The organism is Asticcacaulis solisilvae (assembly GCF_052327315.1).
GTDB lineage: Bacteria > Pseudomonadota > Alphaproteobacteria > Caulobacterales > Caulobacteraceae > Asticcacaulis > Asticcacaulis solisilvae_B.
In genome coordinates this window covers 2,020,002-2,039,752 of sequence record NZ_CP166196.1, presented here as the reverse complement: position 1 = coordinate 2,039,752, position 19,751 = coordinate 2,020,002, and the positions used below count along the sequence as shown (strand labels likewise).

21 protein-coding genes are annotated in these 19,751 nt (G+C 64.6%); 11 read left to right on the top strand and 10 right to left on the bottom strand.

Annotated elements, in window-relative coordinates; translation table 11 throughout:
* Window positions 1-170: 170 nt before the first annotated feature.
* Together AB8717_RS09530 and AB8717_RS09525 are read left to right on the top strand one after the other, a co-directional pair.
* A complete protein-coding gene (locus tag AB8717_RS09530; RefSeq protein ID WP_443750797.1) occupies window positions 171-590 on the top strand; it encodes a hypothetical protein in 420 nt (139 codons plus the stop codon).
* Between the two features lie 4 nt (window positions 591-594).
* Window positions 595-843, top strand: a complete 249-nt coding sequence (locus tag AB8717_RS09525) for a hypothetical protein (protein WP_443750796.1) — start codon at window positions 595-597, stop codon at window positions 841-843.
* Window position 844: 1 nt separating this feature from the next.
* Here AB8717_RS09525 and AB8717_RS09520 read toward each other — a convergent pair whose 3' ends face one another.
* Complete coding sequence (locus AB8717_RS09520) at window positions 845-1,336, bottom strand: tetratricopeptide repeat protein (protein ID WP_443750795.1); 492 nt, start codon at window positions 1,334-1,336, stop codon at window positions 845-847.
* Window positions 1,337-1,451: 115 nt separating this feature from the next.
* Between AB8717_RS09520 and AB8717_RS09515 the strand changes: the two genes are divergently transcribed.
* Both AB8717_RS09515 and AB8717_RS09510 read left to right on the top strand, forming a co-directional pair.
* Entirely contained in the window at window positions 1,452-2,246 is a 795-nt protein-coding gene (locus AB8717_RS09515) for an ABC transporter ATP-binding protein (RefSeq protein WP_443750794.1), read from the top strand.
* A gap of 237 nt (window positions 2,247-2,483) precedes the next feature.
* Entirely contained in the window at window positions 2,484-3,494 is a 1,011-nt protein-coding gene (locus AB8717_RS09510) for an SRPBCC family protein (protein WP_443750793.1), read from the top strand.
* A 25-nt stretch (window positions 3,495-3,519) separates the two neighbouring features.
* Here the strand turns inward: AB8717_RS09510 and AB8717_RS09505 are convergent, their stop codons facing one another.
* Together AB8717_RS09505 and AB8717_RS09500 are read right to left on the bottom strand one after the other, a co-directional pair.
* On the bottom strand, window positions 3,520-5,223 hold the full coding sequence (locus AB8717_RS09505) for a PAS domain S-box protein (RefSeq protein ID WP_443750792.1): 1,704 nt from the start codon (window positions 5,221-5,223) through the stop codon (window positions 3,520-3,522).
* A gap of 165 nt (window positions 5,224-5,388) precedes the next feature.
* Complete coding sequence (locus AB8717_RS09500; protein ID WP_443750791.1) at window positions 5,389-6,474, bottom strand: GDSL-type esterase/lipase family protein; 1,086 nt, start codon at window positions 6,472-6,474, stop codon at window positions 5,389-5,391.
* Between the two features lie 186 nt (window positions 6,475-6,660).
* On the opposite strand from AB8717_RS09500, the gene AB8717_RS09495 reads away from it, so the two are divergent.
* Complete coding sequence (locus AB8717_RS09495) at window positions 6,661-7,662, top strand: L,D-transpeptidase family protein (RefSeq protein WP_443750790.1); 1,002 nt, start codon at window positions 6,661-6,663, stop codon at window positions 7,660-7,662.
* A 152-nt stretch (window positions 7,663-7,814) separates the two neighbouring features.
* Here the strand turns inward: AB8717_RS09495 and AB8717_RS09490 are convergent, their stop codons facing one another.
* The 5 genes from AB8717_RS09490 to AB8717_RS09470 form a co-directional block, all read right to left on the bottom strand.
* Window positions 7,815-8,513: a peroxiredoxin gene (locus tag AB8717_RS09490; protein ID WP_443750789.1), complete on the bottom strand. Its 699-nt coding sequence runs from the start codon at window positions 8,511-8,513 to the stop codon at window positions 7,815-7,817.
* Between the two features lie 121 nt (window positions 8,514-8,634).
* Window positions 8,635-9,480 (bottom strand): hypothetical protein, encoded by an 846-nt coding sequence (locus tag AB8717_RS09485; RefSeq protein WP_443750788.1) that lies wholly within the window; start codon window positions 9,478-9,480, stop codon window positions 8,635-8,637.
* Between the two features lie 28 nt (window positions 9,481-9,508).
* Window positions 9,509-9,910, bottom strand: a complete 402-nt coding sequence (locus AB8717_RS09480; protein WP_443750787.1) for a hypothetical protein — start codon at window positions 9,908-9,910, stop codon at window positions 9,509-9,511.
* On the bottom strand, window positions 9,910-10,317 hold the full coding sequence (locus tag AB8717_RS09475; RefSeq protein ID WP_443750786.1) for a hypothetical protein: 408 nt from the start codon (window positions 10,315-10,317) through the stop codon (window positions 9,910-9,912). The genes AB8717_RS09480 and AB8717_RS09475 overlap by 1 nt, the downstream gene beginning before the upstream one ends.
* Before the next feature lie 148 nt (window positions 10,318-10,465).
* Window positions 10,466-10,903 (bottom strand): hypothetical protein, encoded by a 438-nt coding sequence (locus tag AB8717_RS09470; protein ID WP_443750785.1) that lies wholly within the window; start codon window positions 10,901-10,903, stop codon window positions 10,466-10,468.
* Between the two features lie 168 nt (window positions 10,904-11,071).
* Between AB8717_RS09470 and AB8717_RS09465 the strand changes: the two genes are divergently transcribed.
* Both AB8717_RS09465 and AB8717_RS09460 read left to right on the top strand, forming a co-directional pair.
* Window positions 11,072-11,458, top strand: a complete 387-nt coding sequence (locus tag AB8717_RS09465; protein ID WP_443750784.1) for an SRPBCC family protein — start codon at window positions 11,072-11,074, stop codon at window positions 11,456-11,458.
* 58 nt (window positions 11,459-11,516) lie between these two features.
* Window positions 11,517-12,113, top strand: coding sequence for a murein L,D-transpeptidase catalytic domain family protein (locus AB8717_RS09460; protein ID WP_443750783.1), 597 nt, complete (start codon window positions 11,517-11,519; stop codon window positions 12,111-12,113).
* Between the two features lie 31 nt (window positions 12,114-12,144).
* On the opposite strand, the gene AB8717_RS09455 is transcribed toward AB8717_RS09460, so the two are convergent.
* Window positions 12,145-12,822, bottom strand: a complete 678-nt coding sequence (locus AB8717_RS09455) for a TetR/AcrR family transcriptional regulator C-terminal domain-containing protein (protein ID WP_443750782.1) — start codon at window positions 12,820-12,822, stop codon at window positions 12,145-12,147.
* Here AB8717_RS09455 and AB8717_RS09450 point away from each other — a divergent pair.
* The 4 genes from AB8717_RS09450 (at window position 12,821) to AB8717_RS09435 (ending at window position 19,459) form a co-directional block, all read left to right on the top strand.
* Entirely contained in the window at window positions 12,821-13,999 is a 1,179-nt protein-coding gene (locus AB8717_RS09450) for a TCR/Tet family MFS transporter (RefSeq protein WP_443750781.1), read from the top strand. The two genes, AB8717_RS09455 and AB8717_RS09450, sit on opposite strands and share 2 nt — an antisense overlap.
* A gap of 105 nt (window positions 14,000-14,104) precedes the next feature.
* The gene (locus AB8717_RS09445; RefSeq protein WP_443750780.1) at window positions 14,105-15,439 is read left to right on the top strand and encodes a glycoside hydrolase family 27 protein; all 1,335 of its coding nucleotides are present in this window, start codon (window positions 14,105-14,107) and stop codon (window positions 15,437-15,439) included.
* Between the two features lie 391 nt (window positions 15,440-15,830).
* Window positions 15,831-18,710 (top strand): TonB-dependent receptor, encoded by a 2,880-nt coding sequence (locus tag AB8717_RS09440; protein ID WP_443750779.1) that lies wholly within the window; start codon window positions 15,831-15,833, stop codon window positions 18,708-18,710.
* A 200-nt stretch (window positions 18,711-18,910) separates the two neighbouring features.
* On the top strand, window positions 18,911-19,459 hold the full coding sequence (locus AB8717_RS09435; RefSeq protein ID WP_443750778.1) for a hypothetical protein: 549 nt from the start codon (window positions 18,911-18,913) through the stop codon (window positions 19,457-19,459).
* A gap of 1 nt (window position 19,460) precedes the next feature.
* On the opposite strand, the gene AB8717_RS09430 is transcribed toward AB8717_RS09435, so the two are convergent.
* Window positions 19,461-19,751, bottom strand: coding sequence for a hypothetical protein (locus tag AB8717_RS09430; protein WP_443750777.1), 291 nt, complete (start codon window positions 19,749-19,751; stop codon window positions 19,461-19,463).

Below are 19,751 nucleotides of genomic sequence, written 5' to 3'. Positions count from 1 at the left end.
GATTATGATTGTGCACGGGCTGTCAAGCGACGCCGGGGACGGCGCGGCCATTCTCCGCACATTCCGCGGAGAATAATGCCGCATTCTCCGTACCCACCCAAATGGGTACATTTTGCATTGACTAAGTTCGACACATAATGTACCCGTTTTGTTCATGGAGACCCGTAGCCATGAACGCCCTTACATTCCGTTTCAGAACCCCCGTCCCGCCCGGCCTCCGTATCGTAGACGCCGCCAGGGCCTTTGCCGGACACCCTTTCATCTCGTCGCCCGACCGCGCGGCCTGCTTCGACTGCGTCACCCTGGTCACCGCCCTGACCGGCCAGGACATCCCGGCGGACTGGGTACGGCACGGCGGCCGCCTGCCCTTCGTCGCCATCGGGCTTGAAGCCGCCGTCCCGGGCGACCTGCTGGTCCTGATGGACCGCGACCACTGGCTGATGGCCGTCCTGACCGAAGGCGACGGCATCGACGATCCCCGCGCGCGGATGTTCACCGTCCGCCGATGCCGCGCCGCCGCCGAGATGTGGCTGACGCCGGCCTTCCGCGAAACCCTGATCTCCGCCTACCGCTTACCTGTTGAAAGATAGACACATGGCCCACCATCACCCCCGCCAGCCGCTGCAACCCGGCTTCTACATGACCCGCGAAGGCGCCCGCGCCGAAGTCCTGGCCATCCGCACCAATTACGAAGGCCGCGACATCGCCGTCGGCTGCACCCATTCGGGCCGCGACGGCGCCATACTGGGCGCGATGGAATGGGACGCCGAAACCGGCCGCCACTGGTATCACGACGACAGCCGCAGCCCGACCGACATCATCGGTCCGTTGCGCGCGGCCTGAACTATTGCAAAAGGCCGCGATAGAAGTGCAGCAGCCGGCCGTCCGAAGCCTTGATGCGCGGCCAATGCGCGATCAGGGCCTCGGCGGTCCGCCAGTCGCGCTGCGAAAAGCCCGCCGCGGCGGTGTCGCGGGCAGCCCCCGCCTCGGCGCTGCCGTTGCGCGCCGCCAGGTCCAGCCACATCCAGGCGCCCACGGGATCGGGCAGCTCGACCAGGCCGTGCCAGGCCATGACGCCCAGCCGGTACTGCGCCTCGGCGTGTTCGGTCAGCGCCGCCCTTAAATAGTAGCGATAGGCGGTGGCCGGTTCGGCGCGCCGCCCCAGCCAGCCGCCTTCGTGAATGCGGCCCAGGCGCACGCAGGCGTCGATGCTGCCGGCATCGGCTTCGGCGCGAAGCTGGTCGTACAGCGACGGCGCGCCGTCAGCCTCCGGCGCGGCGGCGGACGCCGCGGGCATGAGCTTCGACAGGCGAACAAGCAGACGATCGTGGTGCATGGCCGTTAATCCAGTTTGGAGACGATGGCTTAACCTTGTCCTCTCCGAAGCAAGCGCCGTGCCAGGCCCGATTCAGCCTTGACGGCGCCGTCCGCGCCCGGCATGGCGCTACCCCATGACAGACTGGCTGATCGACCTCGAAAACTGCAGCGTCTTCCGCAACCGCACCATCCTCGACCGGGTGACGCTGAAGATCGCGCCGTTCCAGCACACGGCGATCATCGGCCCCAACGGTTCGGGAAAGTCGACCCTGATCCGGCTCCTGATGCGCGAACTCTACCCGTCGCGCGGCCAGGGCGAAGCGCCGGTCAACCGCTTCATGGGGCGCGACAGCTGGACGCAGACCGAGCTGCGCCAGGCGATCTCGCTGGTCTCGATGAAGTTCGCCGAACACCTGCTCGATGTCGGCACCCTGACCGCGTTCGACGCGGTGGCGTCGAGCGTCTTCGGCACCTACGGCTTCTTTCCGCGCGACGGCATGACGAACGAACAGCGCGACGCGACCGGTCATGCGCTGGCGCTGATGCACCTCGACGCCGTCGCCGATCAACCGTTGCAGCGCCTGTCGACCGGCCAGATGCGCAAGGTTCTGATCGCCCGCGCCATGGTGCTGAAACCGGCGCTGATCCTGCTCGATGAGCCGTCGCTGGGCCTTGACATCGCCGCCCAGGGCGAATTCCTCGACTATCTGACGCATGTGATGAAGACGGCGACCGTGGTCATGGTGACGCATCACCTCGAGGAAATCCTGCCGGGCATGAACACGATGGCCATGATCAAGGACGGCCGCATCTTCGCTTTCGGCGAGGCGGACACCCTGCTCACCGACCAAACCCTGACGGCCCTGTTCGACGTCCCCGTGACCATGCGGATTTCCGAAGGCGGAATCCGGACGATGACACGGCGATAGGTTGCGGACTCATCGATTTGCATCGATACTCCCGCACCTCCCCATGCGAAGCATGGAGAGGGGGACCGCACGAGCCGCGAATACGGTGAGATGTGGTGGTGGGGTTTCTTGCTTCCTTTTCGAAGCACCGGCGAGGCAAAGAACACAAGAAACCCCATCACCACCCTTCGCTATCGCTCCGGGCGGTCCCCTCCCCATTTTTCGCGAAAACGGGGACGGGCAATCCGGGGGAACAGCATGACCGAGTCCGAACAGCCGCAAACGCCGCCACGCAAATGGCGCATCTTCGCCGGCAGGCCCATCCTGTGGGGCGCGGTCAGCGGCTGGCTGCTGATCTTCATCCCGTACCTGGCCGCCCTGGCCCTGCACCGTGGCGACCTGAGCGTCCTGACCTACGGAAACCCTGTATGGAGCTATACGGTCGGCCTGATCCTGCTGATGCCGGCGGTGCAGGCCTTTGTCAGCGCGCTGAAATACGGTGCGGCAAAGCGATCCTGGATCGACGGCATCACCGCCGTCTTCTTCCTGTGGGTGCTCGACGTCCTGGCCGCGGCCATCATCCTGCGCGAAGGCGTCCTGTGCGTGATCATGGCCGCGCCCCTGCTGTGGGCCATCCTGGCCGTGGGCTATGTCATCGGCCGGGTGATCGTGCGCATCGCCGGCGCGGGCAAGGCCTCGGTCAGCCTGATGCCGCTGCTGGCCCTGGCGGCCTTCGCCGAAGCGTCCGGACCCGCCCCCAACGCGGCCTACGCCGTTTCCGACAGCGTGGTGGTGGCCGCGCCGCGGGACTATGTCTGGCGCTATGTCGTCGACTATCCCGACAATCCCACGCCGCCGAAATACTGGCTTTGGTCGATCGGCCTGCCCTATCCCACCCATTCGGTGGCGCCGGTGCAGGCGGTCGGGGCCCGCCGCGACTGCAAGTTCTCGGGCGGCCAGGCCTTCGAGGAACGCATCGCCGTGCTCGAGCCCGGCAAGCGCCTCGTCTTCGACATCACGAAACAGCCGCAAAATCCTGAAATCATTGGTCATATGACCGTGGATCGCGGGGAAATCGACCTGCTGCCCAATGCCGACGGCACGACCACCATCGTCGCCACCAGCTGGTACAGGCTGCATGTCCGCCCGGCCGGCTATTTCAACCTGTGGGCCGAAGACGTCACCCGCCGCATCCACGTCCGGGTGCTCGGCTACATGAAGACCCTGGCCGAACGCGATTACAGGGCCGCGAAGGGCAAGGCGTCCTGACGCCCCGCCCCTTTGTTGCGGACGCTTACGCCGCTCGCACGATGGTCTCGGCCTCGCTCGACGCCACCTGCATGTTCCTGGCCATGTCCTGCGACGTGGCGCTCTGCTGCTCGACGGCCGAGGCGGCGAAGACGATCTGGTGTTCGACGCTTTCGACCGTCTGGCCGATGGCGTCCAGCGCCGACACGACGTTTTCCGAGCTGGAGCGCACGGCGCTGATCTCGGCGGCGATCTGTTCGGTCGCCTTGCGCGCCTGGTTGGCCAGGTTCTTGACCTCTGTGGCGACGACGGCGAAGCCACGGCCTGCCTCGCCCGCCCGCGCCGACTCGATCGTGGCGTTGAGCGCCAGCAGATTGATCTGGCCGGTGATGTTGGTGATCATGTCGACGATGCCGTTCATCGCCACGGTGGCGTTGGCCAGGTCGCGGGCATTGGTGTTGGCGCGCGCCAGGCCCATCGTGGCTTCGGTAATCGAGCCCTTGGTCTGCGACACGGTGTCGGCGATCGAACGGCCGGTCACCGCCATCTCCTCGACCGCCGCCGACAGTTCCTGCAGCGAATGCGACAGTTCGGTGGTGCGGTTCAGCGCATTGCGGCGCGCCGTCACGTCGCTGGCGTATTTCACGACCTTGTACGGCTTGCCGTTGAGGCCGAGGATGGCGTTGTACGACGCCTGGATAAAGACGTCGCCGCCGTTTCTGGCCACGCGGCGGAATTCGCCGGCCACATAGTCGCCGCTGCGCAGACGCTCCCAGAATTCGGCATAGGCCGGGCTGTCGCGGTCTTCGGCGCGCAGGAACATCGAATGGTGGCGGCCGACGATATCGGCTTCGTTATAGCCCATGACGCCGAGGAAGTTGTCGTTGGCGCGCAGCACGCGGCCGTCCAGGTCGAATTCGATGACCGCCTGCGCCTTGGAAATGGCCTGGATCTGGCCGGAATAGTCGGCGTCCCTCAGCGCACGCTCGGTGACGTCGGTGGCGAACTTGACGATCTTCAGCGGATTGCCGTCATTGTCGAGGATGGGGTTGTAGGTCGCCTGGATGAATATCTCGCGCCCGCCCTTGGCGATGCGCTTGAACTGCGCCGAAAAGAATTCACCGTCGTTGAGGCGCTTCCAGAAGTCGCGATAGCCGGCGCTGTCCTTCTCCGCCGGATCGACGAACAGGCTGTGGTGGCGGCCGACGATCTCGTCCAGGCCGTAACCCATGGCGCCGAGAAAGTTGTCGTTTGCCGTCAGGATATTGCCCTTGAGGTCGAACTCGATGACCGCCTGGGCGCGCGACAGGGCGTTTATCTTGCCGCGTGTGTCCAGTTCGCGCAGCTTGCGCTCGGTGATGTCGTAGGCGAACTTCATGATCTTGACGACGCGGCCCTGGTTGTCGAGCACGGGCGTGTAGGCGGCCTCGATATAGATGTCCTGGCCCTGCTTGTTCCTGCGGCGGAACTGGCCGGTGCGCGGCGTGCCGGCGCGCAGGTCTTCCCAGAATTCACGATAGGTCGCCGTCGACAGGCAACGCGGGTTGAGGAAGATGCTGTGCGGCTTACCGACGATTTCGTCCAGGGCATAACCGGTCGCCTTGAGGAAGTTCTCGTTGGCGTGGAGGATAGTGCCCTTCAGGTCGAAGCTGATGACCGCCTGGGTGGTGTTCATCGCGCTTGCGATGGCGCGGGCCTCATTGGCCTCGGCGCCGTTGGACTGCGAAAGAAATGGAAATGAAAGAGCCATCGGAACCTCCGCGATGGCGTACAGCGGCCCCCGTCAGGTCCTATACGCAACTTGCTACATGTCTATGGTCCCTTTTTGGAACCGCAGCCATTGTCTTTCCGTGTGGTTAAAAATGTATCAATGGTTGTATACAACCGCGTAACATGCAACCTATGTGAGCCGCCGTTATCGTCCCTGCCACAGTTCCGGATGAGCATCGATATAGCCGATCAGGGCCTGTGAAATCCGCTGGTGATCGGCGGCATCGAAATGCCAGTCGCAGCCCTTGAGCTCGAAATCCTGCACGTGGAAGGTATCGACGCGCGTATTGCCTTCAGCCCTGAGCAGGCCCGCGACCTTTTCGACCTCCTCGCGCACCTTCGGCCCCTGGACCTCGGCCAGCAGGACGAAGACGCCGGGATCGGCGGCTTGCAGGCGCTTGACGAAGGCGACATAGGATGCCTCGAAATCGGCCTTCAGCGCATCGTCCGTCGCCCATCTCTCGCCCGGCTTGACCGGCGCGGAAAAGTCGTTGCCGCCCAGTTCGATGACGATGATTTGCGGGTGCCACTGGGAATCGTCGACCGGCGGGCGCGGATCGCCTTCGAACAGGGCGTACTTGTAAAGCTCCGGCAGCGGCGGCGCCTTGGGGAAATTGCCGCCATAGGCGCGCACCACGCCGAAGCCGGAAAAGGCGTTGACCTCGTAATCGGCGTTGAAATGCTTCGCCGTCAAGGGGCCCCAGGCGGCGTGGACGTCGGTGCGCACGCGGTGCTCCTCGTCCGTGCAATCGCGCGTCTCCGACATGTCGCCATAACCGACTACGCCGGAATCGCCGACGAACTCGATCTGGCGCGCCCGGGCGGGCGTCGGCCACACCTTGGCGCGCGGCGCCGCAAACCCGCTGAACGTGCCGGCATAGTCCTGGCTTTCGGTCATCTTTTCCAGCCGGACCGTATGCTTGCCGGCCGTGTTGAGGGAAATCCTGTAAGGCCCGGCCGGCTTGTCGATAATGGCAAAAGGCTTCCCGTCGACGATCAGCCGGAAGCGGTTGTAAGTGTCGTAGAAATCGATCCAGAGCGTGCGGCCGCTGAACCCGGCTTCCCAGTAGATGCCCGGCCACTGGTGCCGCTCATGCGGTATGACGATAGCGTTTTCGGTTTCGACCTCTTCGTACCGCTGCACGCGGCCGACCGTCCGGTAGCCGTATTCGGCGGCCTTCGGCTGCGAAGCCAGCATCGCCATCATGGCGGCGGCGGCAAATATCGGCATGGTCCCCTCCCGGTATCTTCGCCCAAGGTGCCTCTGCGCGGCCGCCGCGTCAATGACCTCTGTCGCATCGTATTTTGACTTTCCGGCGTGCCTATCCCCGTCGCGCCGCACCGCTCATCTGCCTACCCTCGGATCATCGGCAGTATGATTGGGTTTTCAAAAATGTCTCCGCGTTTTCAGTTTCTTATGGCAACGACCTTCCTTCTTGCCTTCGCTCCGCCGGCCCTGGCCCAGTCGCGTCCCGACGGCGATCTTCTCGGGACCGAAACCACCTATACGGTGGCCGCCGGCGACAACCTGTCGGCCATCGCGCGCAAGACCCAGGTCGGCCTGACCGAGCTTCTGGCCGCCAACCCCAGCGTCACCTCCGCCACCATCCATCCCGGCATCACTCTGACCATTCCCGGCCGCCATATGCTGCCCATGGGTACGCGCACGGGCATCGTGGTCAACCTGGCCGAACTGCGCCTCTATCGCTTCATGGGCGACGGCCGCGTCTTCAGCGCTCCGATCAGCGTCGGCCGCGAAGGCTGGGACACGCCCGCCGGCACGACCAGGGTCGTCCAGAAGCGCGCAAATCCGGTCTGGACCGTCCCCGCCTCGATCCGCGCCGAAAACCCGAAGCTGCCCGACAAGATGCAGCCCGGACCGGAAAACCCGCTCGGCAAATATGCGATGAATCTCGGCTGGCCGGGCTACCTGATCCACGGCACCAACAACCCTGCCAGCGTCGGCAAGCCGTCCAGCCACGGCTGTATCCGCCTTTATCCTGAGGACATCGCCGCCCTGTTCGCCGCCACGCCCGTCGGCGAAACCGTGACCGTGGTGGATTCGCCGATCACGCTCGGCCAGCAGAACGGCGCCCTCTATATCCAGGTCACGCCGACGCGCCAGCAGGCGACGCAGATCGTCAGCTTCGCCCAGGCGCCCGCCCTCACCGAGGCCGATCCGGCGGTCCAGGCGTTGAAACAGCGTCTCGACCAGTTGACCGCCCAAGGCGCGCAGGTCGATGAAAACGCGGTCGATGCCGCCATTTCGCGTCACGACGGCATTCCCGTGGCCATCGGCAAGATGCCGGTCGCCCAGACTGCCCAGGCCGCGCCCCAGCCGCAAGCGCAGCCGAAAAGCTGGCTGGACCAGGCTTCGGACATGGCGCACGACGCCTGGACCATGCTTGGCGGCAATTGAGGGCCCCGGCAGTCATATACCCCTATAATGGCCTCTTTATAACAGGATAATATGGGCCATCGGCAAACAAAAACGGCGGACCGGGAAACCCGATCCGCCGTCTCAGCTATATTTCACAAATATCTGTATTAACGCACCTTTGTGCGCCCGTCCTACGCCGGTTGTTTCGTGGTGCGCAGATAGGGCTTGTGCGTCTTGTAGCCGGGGAACAGGGTATCGGCTTCCTCGTTCGACACGGCGCCGGTGATGATGACGTCCTCGCCCTGCTTCCAGTCGGACGGCGTCGCCACCTTGTGCCTGGCGGTCAACTGCATGGAATCGATCACGCGCAGGATTTCCTGGAAGTTGCGGCCGGTGGTCATCGGATAGACGATCAACAGCTTGATCAGCTTGTCCGGGCCGATGATGAAGACGTTGCGCACGGTGGCGTTGTTGGCGGGCGTGCGGCCTTCCGACGTGCCCGCCGTGTCGGCCGGCAGCATGCCGTACAGCTTGGCCACCTTCAGCTCGGTGTCGCCGATCATCGGATAGTTGGGCGCGGTGCCTTGGGTTTCGGCAATGTCCTGAGCCCATTTGGCATGGTTGTCGACCGGATCGACGCTGAGGCCGATGACCTTGACGCCGCGCTTGTCGAATTCCGGCTTCAGGCGCGCCACGGCGCCCAGTTCGGTCGTGCAGACCGGCGTGAAGTCCTTGGGGTGCGAGAACAGCACGACCCAGGAATCGCCCGCCCAGTCGTAAAAATCGATGGTGCCTTCGGTGGTCTCGGCGGTGAAATTCGGGGCGACGTCGTTGATTTGCAAGGGCATGATGGTACCTGCGGCCTGGAATGGATGGACTGTACGGGACATTTACGCGGCCTGCGTCATGGCGTCGGCCAACCCCAGCCACGCGGGGTTTTCGGGGAGTCCTCTGCACCTTCGCGGGTAAGCGGTCAAGGCGGAACCCATATCGGGCGCCGCCCCCCTCATATCATCCTCCGGCGGCCGCCCCCGTTTCCGGCTTAGGCGCTCCATTGCAGGCACAGGGCGGCACAGGCTTGTCGACGACAGGCAGGGGCCATTCCGCGGCGCCCAGCATATCCGGAATGACGGCGTGCGCCGGATATTCGGCGTCGGCCACCAGCATCTGCACCGTCTTGCCGTTTATCTCGACCGGCTGCGTCCGGGTCCCCAGCACCAGCCCGCCCCGGGCCTGGACTTCGAACAGGCGGTTGGCTTCGGCCAGGCACGGCGCGACGGTCTGGGCGGCGGCGTCCAGCGAGGCCGAGGACGAATTGTCGTAACGGCCCGGCAACTGCACCGAATAGCGGGCGCGCCAGTCGCGCTTGCCCGGATTGGCCAGCGTGACCGTAACCATGCAGCCCATGCGGAACGTCTTGTCGTCCTCGAACATGACCTGCACGATCGGCACCAGCTCATAGGCGCGCGTATCCGCGGGCGCGGGCTGCGACGCCTGGCGGATCGCCTTGAAGGCGGCGATCGTATCGTTATGCACCAGGCCGTCGATCGTCTTGCTGCGCTCGACATTGACCTCGTGGGCATGGGCCGCATTGGCCGCCACGCCCAGCGGCCCGAACATCAGGCCCACGGCCAGCGACCCGCGCCCGCCGGCAACCGTGGTATGGGTGCCGTCGACCAGCGTGCCCATGTAGAAGACGTCGTTGTCCTTGATCGGGCGCTCGACGATCCGCGCCGTCTCCGGCGGCGGCGCATCGGGCAGAAGCTGGATCGTGCGCGGCGCGGCCATGGCATGGCCACCGGCAAGGATGGCGAGCCCGGCGAAACACGCGGTGGCGCGGTGTAAAGGTCTGGTCATGGAAATCTCCCGGTAGATATTGTTTTTGTTATTTTTTCGGCGCGGCACTGCCGTAGCAGGACATGCCGTCCTGAGCCCCGCAGGTCAGGTAGCCGCCATAGTTCTGGAACATGACATAGACGGTCGACTTCGCACCGACCGGTGTCGGCGAGCCCGTGCAATCCTTGCCGCCATTGCCGGACACAACCGTGGTGTCGACACGGATCCAGCCGCCCGGCATTTTCGTTACCACATAGCTTTGGATCAGCACTTCCGTACCGCTCTCGCTCCTGGCGGTGCCGTCGGCCGAATAGGTATGAACCTCATGGCACTGGCCCTTGACCGGATTCCAGTCCCAGCGCCCGAGCATCGGATTGTCACCCGCCCCCGTCGCCGCGCCCGCCGCAACAACGGCGGCAAGTCCTGAAAATAAACCTTTGATCATCATCATTATTTCGCATCAGGTTTGGCAAGGCGCTGCACGCAGGCCGTCTCGAGCGCGGCATTGGTGCCAAGGTCGATATTGACCAGCGCCATGGCCGCGTCGGCGACCGCCTTGTCGCCGGAATAGGCCTTGGGGTCCATGGGGCGAAAAGCGGCGGCGCGCGCCGCCCACTTGTCCATCGGATCGGCCAGTTTAGCGACATCGCCGCTCTTCAGCTTGCCCGACTGGACCATGACGATCAGCATGAAGGTGGTTTCGGCGGCGCAGGAATCCGCTTCCTCGCGCGTGCCTGCCGCCGGCAGCTGTCCCGCCTTCATCGCGGCGATATCGACACCGACCGGAGCGGCCGATGTCACGGGCGCGGACGGCTCAGCCGCCGACAGCGCGGCGGCCATAAGAATAGCGGTAAACATGGTTCCCCTCCCGGCGGGTCGTTTTTCCCGACGTACCACATGCCGGGACGAAATGTAAATCAGACCTTACATATATTTGCAGGATTGAAATATTTGAGCGCACAGCGAAGCGGCGCGGAGCCCTGCCCCGCGCCGCCGCTTCACGCCACTACGCTGTGATGCGTCCCGCCCTCCCTTTTCTCGCCGCCTTCGCTTCGGCGCGGGCGGCGTCGATGTGGCGTCCCATGGCTTTGATGAACGGCAGCCGGCGCAGCGCGAAACGGAAGGCGATGGCGGCGATGATGAACGGTATCCAGATTTCGGGCTTGTTGCTCAGTTCGGGATGCACGTCGTAGATGAAGAGCTTGAAGCCGATCGACAGGGCCAGGTACGGCACCAGGATCGCGCCCCAGCGCGCCGCCTCATCCTTGAAGAAGCCGCCGGCCCCGCCGGGGTGATAGCGCCAGGCCGATGCGCTCATCAGCCAGCGGACCAGCACGATCAGGCTGATGACGACGATGGTGCCGATGGTCGAGAACATGACCATCATCAGCGGATGGGAATGCTGCCAGGCAAGGGAGGCGGCTTGGTGTTCGGCGGGCGTCATGATGAAACCTCAAAAGGGTCAGGAGTGGTCCTGCTCCTGTATGTCTGCCGCCCTGCCCGCTGGATGTGCGCCCGCGAAATATTTTCGCGATCGCCGCGTAAGATTTTTACAAGACGCCCGCGCCGGCCCGCGCCATGGTACCGGCGGAGCGCACCGAAGGAGCCGGCCATGGCGACATTCCGTATTGAATCCATTATTGATCGTCCCGCCCCCGCCGCCTGGGCGCGTCTCGGCGACCTCGGCAACAGCCACCTTGCCTTTCCGGGCGTGCTGACGGCCTGCGCGTTCGACGGCAATGTCCGCACCGTGACCTTCGCCGACGGGACGGTGATCAGGGAACGCATCGTCACCGTGGACGCCGCCGCCATGCGCCTGGCCTATGGCGTGCTCGATCGCTTCGAGCACCACGCGTCAATCATGGAGATTATCCCGGTCAATCCCGGCCAGTGCCGCTTTCAATGGGTCAGCGACGTCCTGCCCGACGCGGCGATCGAGCGCGTGGCCGGTCTGATGACAAAGGGCGCCGCCGCGTTCAAAAGCGCGTGTGAGGCATAGCCATCCTGATGCCATTTTTATAAACCATAAGGGCATTCAGTATCAGGAGTACCCCATAGTGAACCGACGCCAGCTGATCGGCGCTGCCAGCGCGATCCTTGCCGCCACGGCCGTCCCGGCCCTTGCCGATGCCCCCGCCTCTTCACTCGCCGTTTCCCCGTCCCTCCTGGCCTCGGCCCGGGCCGCGCTCAGCCGGCATAAGGACAGGATCCGCAATCTCGACCGCATAGGTATAGCCGACTTCAGCGCCCATTCGTCGAAGCCGCGTCTGCACGTCTACGACCTGCAATCGGGCAAGGTCCAAAGCTTCCTGGTCGCCCACGGCAAGGGTTCCGATCCGGCGCATACGGGCTGGTTGAAAAGCTTCTCCAACGACGAAGGCTCCGAGGCGACGTCCGAAGGCGCCTATCTCACCGCCGACGTCTATAACGGCAAGCACGGCGTGTCGCGCCGACTGATCGGGCTCGACGCCGGCAACTGCAACGCCCTGCCGCGCGGCATCGTCGTCCACAGCGCGGCTTATGTCAGCGACGCCATCGCGCGGTCCGGCACGCTCGGCCGCAGCCAGGGCTGTTTCGCCGTGTCGCAGGCCGATCATGACACGGTGCTGAACCTCCTGGGTCCCGACCGGCTGCTGCTGGCGATCAAGAGCTGATCATCAGAACCCGCCCTGTATCAGCGGAGGTTCAGGGCCGGGTGTGCTTCGCCGCAAACCCCGCGATCAGCAAATCCAGCCCGGCGAGAAAATGCACCTCCGCCGCGGTCAGGCGATAGTGGGCGATGGCCTCGGCGATCGCCGGATAGGCTTGCGCGTGTGAATCCAGCGCCTCCACCCGTCCGGTGTCCGGCGCCTCGGCCTGTTCCTCCATCACGCAGCCGATCGTATAACGGCTGGCGGCCATGCCCAACGTCATGATGTCGGCAGGCCTCAGCCCCTGTCCCGTCATGAAGTCCATCATGACCGCGATCTTTTCCACGTCTTCCGGCTCGGCCTCTGTGCCGGCATGAAGCCTCGCCCCGTCGCGCACGCTCAACAGCGCCTTGCGGAATTCACAGGTGTTGCGCCGGAAAAAGGCCTGCCACGTCTCGCCGGGCAAGGGCGCGTCGCAGCTGTCATAACGCCTGAGCAGCGCCGTATTCATGGCGTCGAGCAAGGCCCGCTTGTTCTTGAAATGCCAGTAGAGCGCGGGCTGCTGCACCCCCAGCCGCTGCGCCAGGGCGCGGGTCGACAGCGCGTCGATGCCCACTTCGTTGAGCAGCGTCAACGCCGCATCGATGATGACATCCCGGTCGAGCTTCAAGCCTTGACTCCTTTGTCCAACATCCTTATCACCGATAAATCCTTTATCGATGATAAATTTCATGTCCAGACCGTCCAGCCGCCTCGCCCTTGCCGCCATCTTCGCGACCGTGATCCTCGACGCGGCCGGCATCGGCCTCGTGCTGCCGGTCATGCCCGACCTGTTCGCGCGGTCGGGGCATGCCGCCGACGGCACGGCCTACGGCCTGTTCCTGTCGCTCTATGCGCTCATGCAGTTCCTGTGCGCCCCGATCCTGGGATCTTTGAGCGACCGCATCGGCCGCAAGCCGGTGCTGACCGTGTCGCTGGTCGGCACGACGCTGAACTACGCCGCCATGGCGTGCCTGCCGCCGCTGTGGGTGCTGTTCGTGGCGCGCGCCATCGCCGGCATGACCGGCGCCAACATGTCGGTCGCCATGGCTTACCTGGCCGACATTTCCGAGCCCGAAGCCCGCGCCGCGCGCTTCGGCCAGCTGTCGGCGGCCATGGGCGTCGGCTTTATCCTGGGGCCGGCAGCCGGGGGCCTGCTGCGCGACTTCGGGCTGGCCTGGCCGTTCATCGTGGCCGGCCTGGCGGCGGGCCTGAACCTGCTGCTCTGCGTCTTCGTCCTTCCCGAAACCCGGCCGGGCGAGGTCCACGACGAAGCGCCCGATCCTTTTAAGGGCCTGCGTGAGATCGGCGCCTTTAAACATTTGTCGGGCCTGTTGATGTGCGGAACCCTGTTCGCCCTTATCGGCGAGGTCGGCGGCAGTGTCTGGGTCTTCTACGTCCACGACCGGTTCCACTGGCAGGGTATGAGCGTAGGCCTCAGCCTCGCCTGCTTCGGCCTGTTTCACGCATTGGTTCAGGCCTTTATCGTCGGTCCCGCAACCAAAAGATTAGGCGAACGCGGCACGTTGCTGCTGGCCATGGCGTGCGACGCCTTAAGTTATTGCCTGCTGGCGGTGGTGCCGTACGGCTGGATGATCTTCGCGCTTACGCCGTTTCTGTGCCTTGGCGGCATGGGGCCGTCCGTGCTGGCCGGCCTGACCAGCCGCCGCGTCTCCGAAGACCGCCAGGGCCAGTTGCAGGGCGTCGCCGCGTCGCTGGCCAGCCTGGCCGCCATCGTCGGCCCCAGCGTCTTCCTGATGCTCTACTTCGCCACGCGCGGCTTCATGCCGGGCCTGGTCTGGCTGCTGGGCGCCGGGCTCTACCTGCCGTGCCTGTTCGTGCTGCTGAGGCGTTCGGCCTACGCCGACTGACCCGCCCGCCTTCCCGGGCCGAATTCACTCGGCCCACGCATAAAACCCTGTACCGCAACGGCGGCCTGTGCCAACTGTCTTACAAATAACAACAGGCAGGACGTCATGCTGAAAAAGGTCACCTTGTCCCTGGGCGCTGCGGCCCTTGCGCTCATGTTCGCCTCGCCGGTCCTGGCAGCGGGCACGGCCCCTGTTCCCCCCATGGGTTGGAACCCCTGGAACGCCTTCGGCACCGGCGTCACGGAAGAGCGCATCCTGGCGGTGGCCGACACGTTGAAAAAGAGCGGCCTGGCCGACGCCGGCTACCGTTATGTCAATATGGACGACGGCTGGTGGCTCAAGCGCCGGGCGGACGGCCGCATCGTCGTGCGCACCAGCATCTTCCCCAGCGCCGCGACGCCTGACGGCAATACCAGCCTCAGGCCGTTCACCGATCACCTGCACGCCATGGGCCTGAAGGCCGGCCTCTATACGGATATCGGCCGCAACGCCTGTTCACAAGCCTGGGGTGGCAAGACGGCCGCCAACCTGCCGGAAGGCAGCACGGCGGAACGCGAGATCGGATCTTACGGCCACCAGGCCCAGGACATGAAGCTGATCTTCGGCGAGTGGCGGTTCGACTATATCAAGGTCGATGCCTGCGGCCCGGCGGACTTCCAGCCGGCCAAGGCTTTCGTGAAGGACGGCACCTATCGCGCGCTCGGTCCCTGGATCGTGCGCGGCAAGCCGAACGCAAGGGACAACGCCCGTATCGAAAACCTCTATGCCAGCCTCGACGCCGCCATCGCCGCCGTACGGCCCAGGCGGGACTATGTCTTCTCGATCTGTTCGTGGGGCGAAGCCGGGGTGCAGGCCTGGGGCTACAAGCGCGGCAATCTGTGGCGGACCAGCGAGGACATCAACGCCCACTGGAAATCCATGCTTGATAATTTCGACAGCGCCGCCGGCCATCCGGAAACGGTCGGGCCGGGACACTGGAACGATCCCGACATGCTGGAAATCGGCAATGGCGACTTCGACGCCGATCATCTGACCGAGGCCCGCGCCCATATGTCGATGTGGGCCGTTATCGCCGCGCCGCTGCTGCTGGGTTCGGACGTGACGAAATGGCCGCAAAGCCTGATCGACATCGCCGGCAACCGCGAAGTCATCGCCATCGACCAGGATCCCGCCGGCCATCCCGGAAAGATCGTGTCCAGGGCCGGTGACACAGAGGTCGTAGCCAAGCCGCTGGCCGACGGGTCGCGCGCCGTGGCGCTGATCAACCGTGGATCCGGCGCGGTCACCGCCTCGGTCACGCTCAAGCAACTGGGCTTCGACGGCGCCGTCACCGTACGCGACGTCTGGGCGCATTCGGACGCGACGCCGGTCTATGACGGCATCACGGTGTCGCTGGCCGCGCACGAAACCAAGCTGCTGCGCGTCGGCAAGACGCAGTAACCGCCTCAGCCACCGAAGCGACCTCCGGCGCTGTCCGACCGGCAGCGCCCGCGTTCGGCCGCGTCCATCCCGCTTTCAGTTTTTTGCAACATTTTACATATTTTTGCAAAAATTGCAAAACGCGTTCTTTAATGTAACCCATTACAAATGTTAGCGATAACACATTAATTTCGTTACAAAAATAACGTGAATCCGTGATTCTCGTGATGAAATTGCAACGTTCCGGACTCAAATTGCGGTATTACTCGACTCTTTCTTTTCATCGTATTGCAAATTTTTCCGGACGTGATCAGTGTCCGCCCCGTCGCTCGTCCACTGGTAATGACAAAAACGAACCTGAGGCATCGGGAAGCCGGGCAGACATGAAAAAACGCAATCTGGAGGAATGCGCATGTCTCTGCGAGCCAACCCGCAGCCTGTTTCCGCGCGCCGTTTCAAGACGGTTCTGCTGACCTGTACCACCGCTTTCGCCCTGACCACCGCCGCAGGCCTCACCGCCCCGGCCCTGGCGCAGGACACCCCCGCCCCCACCGCCCCGGCGGCGGCCAAGGCCGACACCACCGAAGTCGTGGTGACCGGCATCCGCCGCGGCATCCAGGACGCCATCACCGCCAAGAAGAAGTCGTCGTCGATCATCGAGGCCGTATCGGCCGAGGACATCGGCAAGCTGCCCGACAATTCGATCGCGGAATCGATCGCCCGCCTGCCGGGCGTCGCGGCCCAGCGCACCAACGGCCGCGCCCAGACCCTGTCGATCCGCGGCCTCGGCCCCGACTACACGGTCACCACCTTCAACGGCCGCGAACAGGCATCGACCAACGACAACCGCACCGTCGAATACGACCAGTACCCGTCCGAACTGGTCAGCCAGGTCAAGATCTACAAGACGCCGGACGCGTCCATGTCCTACCAGGGCATTGCCGGCACCGCCGACATCGAAACCGTCCATCCGCTGGCCTACGGCAAGCGCGCCATCGCGCTCAACTTCCGCCACGAGGAAAACAGCGAAAAGTCGCCCGTCCCCGGTTTCGACACCGCCGGCGACCGCTATTCCTTCACCTACATCAACCAGTTCGCCAACAAGACGCTCGGCGTCGCCTTCGGCGTGGCGCACAACAAGACGCCGTACCAGGCCCAGACCCGCGAATCCTGGGGCTATGCCGATGCGCCGACCGGCGCCTCCTACCCCGGCATCGCCGCGGGCACCATCGTCAACGGCGGCGAAAAGGACGGCGTCCAGGCGTCCTACTATGAGCGTACCGGCTATCTCGGCGTCGTCGAATACAAGCCGAACGACAGCCTGCACATGGTGTTCGATGGCTACCATTCGGACTTCAAGGAACTGCAGACCATCCGCCGCCTCGAATTCGGCACGCAGTGGGGCTCGGGCGCGCTGGTTCCCGGCAGCTATACGGTCGATAACGGCCGCGTCGTCAGCGGCACCTACACAGGCGCAACGGTCATCGTCGAAAACTACAACAATCAGCGCGACGCCAAGGTCGACTCGTTCGGCTGGAACACCGACTATCGCATAGGCGATTCGTGGGACCTGAACAGCGACATCAGCTGGTCCAAGGTCCACCGCACCGACCTGCGCCTGGAATCGACCGGCGGCACCGGTCCGTCCGGCGCGGTGGTCACCGATACGGTCAAGTTCACCACCAATTCGGACGGCGTGACGCTGAACTCGACCGCCGGCAATTACGGCGACTTCTCCAAGGTCTTCCTGACCGATCCGGGCGGGTGGGGCGGCGGCTCGCGCCGTTCGGGCTTCGTCGGCAATCCGACGGTCGACGACGAGATCAAGGCCATCCGCCTGGCAGCGACGCGCAAGCTGAACGGCGGCGCCTTCAGCGACGTCGTCTTCGGCGTGAACTATGCCGAACGCACCAAGTCCAAGCTGCAATGGCAAAGCATCCTGTACCTGCCCGCCGGCACGTCGGCGGCGGTGGTGCCGGCCGCCTACCGCACCGGCCTGACCGACAGCAGCTTCTTCAACAACGCCAACGGCATCATCAGCTATGATGCGTTGGGCCTCTACCGCAGCGGCTTCTGGACCACGGTCGACTCGCGCCTGGACACCAATGCCGGCGACGGCGACCGCCTGTTCGACATCACCCAGTCGTGGACGGTGCGCGAAAAGCTGACCACCGCCTACGTCAAGGCCGATATCGACAGCAATTTCGGCGGCCTGCCCGTTACCGGCAATATCGGCCTGCAATGGCAAGGCGCCGATCAGCAGGTGACCCAGGGCTATTCGCCGGGCGTCGACCACACGGCCGGCCTGACCGCCCAGCAGAGCCTGCCCGTGTCGATCCAGCACCTCGGCACGACGTATGGCGACCTGCTGCCCAGCATGAACTTCAACTTCCAGCTGGCGGACGACACCAATCTGCGCGTCGCGGCGGCGGTCACCGAAGCGCGCCCGCGCCTCGACGACATGGCCGGCGGCGTGACCTTCTCGGCGCGCACCGACTCCAATCCGGACACCAGCTCGGGCACGCAGCGCTACTGGTCGGGCGGCGGCGGCAATCCGGACCTGCATCCGTGGAAGGCCAACGCGGTCGACCTGTCGCTGGAGAAGTACTTCGGCCGCAAGGGCTACGTGTCGGTCGCGGTCTACTACAAGGACCTCGTCAGCTACATCTACAACAACGAGACCCTGTTCGACTTCTCAACCCTGTCGAACTACTCGGCGCCGGTCGATCCGGCAGGCTGCACCAATTCGTGCTACGTCAAGGCCCGCGCCAACACCGTCGGCGTGCTGACCGTCCAGGCCAATGGCCACGGCGGCCATGTCGAAGGCGTGGAATTCTCGGTTTCGGTCCCCGGCGACATCGTCACCCCGGCGCTCGACGGCTTCGGCGTGATCTTCAGTGCCGCGCACAACGACTCGGAAGTCAGCCCGCAGGGCACGAAAATCCCCCTGCCCGGCCTGTCGCCCAACGTCGTCAACACGACGCTCTACTATGAAAAGCACGGCTTCTCAGCCCGGGTCAGCAACCGCTACCGCGGCACCTGGCTGGGCGAAGTGCCGAACTTCGACAGTTCGCTCGGCGCCCACTACGTCAAGTCGGAAAACCTGGTCGACGCGCAGGTCGGCTATGAGTTCCGCGAAGGCGCGCTGAAGGGCATGAGCGTCAACATCTCGGGCAGCAACCTGACCAACGAGCCCTTCGTGCTCTACGACACCAAGTCCGATCCGTCGCGCGTGATCAAGTACGAAAAGTACGGCGCCACCTACACCGCCTCGATCGGTTACAAGTTCTAGCTCTTTCCCGGGCTGGAAGTTCAGTACAAGCGTTCTCCCAACTTTGCGCCTGCCGGTCCGTCCGGCAGGCGTTTTTCATGGGGGCCGTCATGAGCCGCCTCTTTGCAGACCTCTTATCTTGCTCCCGGATTGCAGCCGTCGAAACTTATGCCCGGGCGCGTATGATCGGCGACTCTGTGCAATCCCGCAGGAGCACGACAATGAAGCCCATCCTGTCCATGGCGTCCGTGGCGGCGGTGGTGACCGCCCTGGCCGTCGCGCCGGTCCTGTCGCAGGCCCAGTCGACCGGCTCGAACAACCGCACCGGCGAGTATACGTCCAGCCAGAGCAGCGCGTCCAAAACGCATCGCAAGAGCCAAATCAGGATGCGGTCCGGACAAAGGCCCGCCGGCTGGCGCGCCAACGGCGAAGAGCAATCCGCAAGTTCATCCGCCAGCACCAGTTCATCGATGACCGATGCCTCGGCCGCATCCACGACACACTACCCCAAGGTGACGATCCCGCCGACCCTGCGTCCGGCCGACTTCTACAGCCGCGACGCCAACGGCACGGGCGGCGGCAGGATGTTTCCCGAACAACCGGACCCGATGACCAATCCGGTAACGCCCGGCCAGCCCTATCCCGATCCCTATTGCGCGCCCCGCACCGGCGCGACCGCGACCCAGCCCGCCTGCCCCCTGCCCGGTAGCAGCGCCGGCGCCTCCGGCAGCCCTTCCGGCAGCGCCGGCAGCCGCGCCCCGGACCGGTAGATTACCGGGTGTTTTTCGGCGTAAAGGCCCCCGAACGCCACAGCCCGATCGCCACGATAACAAACGCGATCAGGAAAGGCCCGAAGGTCAGGACGCAGTCGAGCGTCGAAATGTAGCGCGTCATGCGCCCGTCATCCAAACCCAACGGGACGGTGAAACCGTGCACGGGGTCGGCCACTTCCGGCCGGCGCGGCAGCGCGACCAGGACCTGGTAAGCGAAAAAGGCGATAAACGGCGTCGCCGCCAGCGCGTAACCGCGAATGTTCCTTATGTTTTTATCCTGCTGAAACAT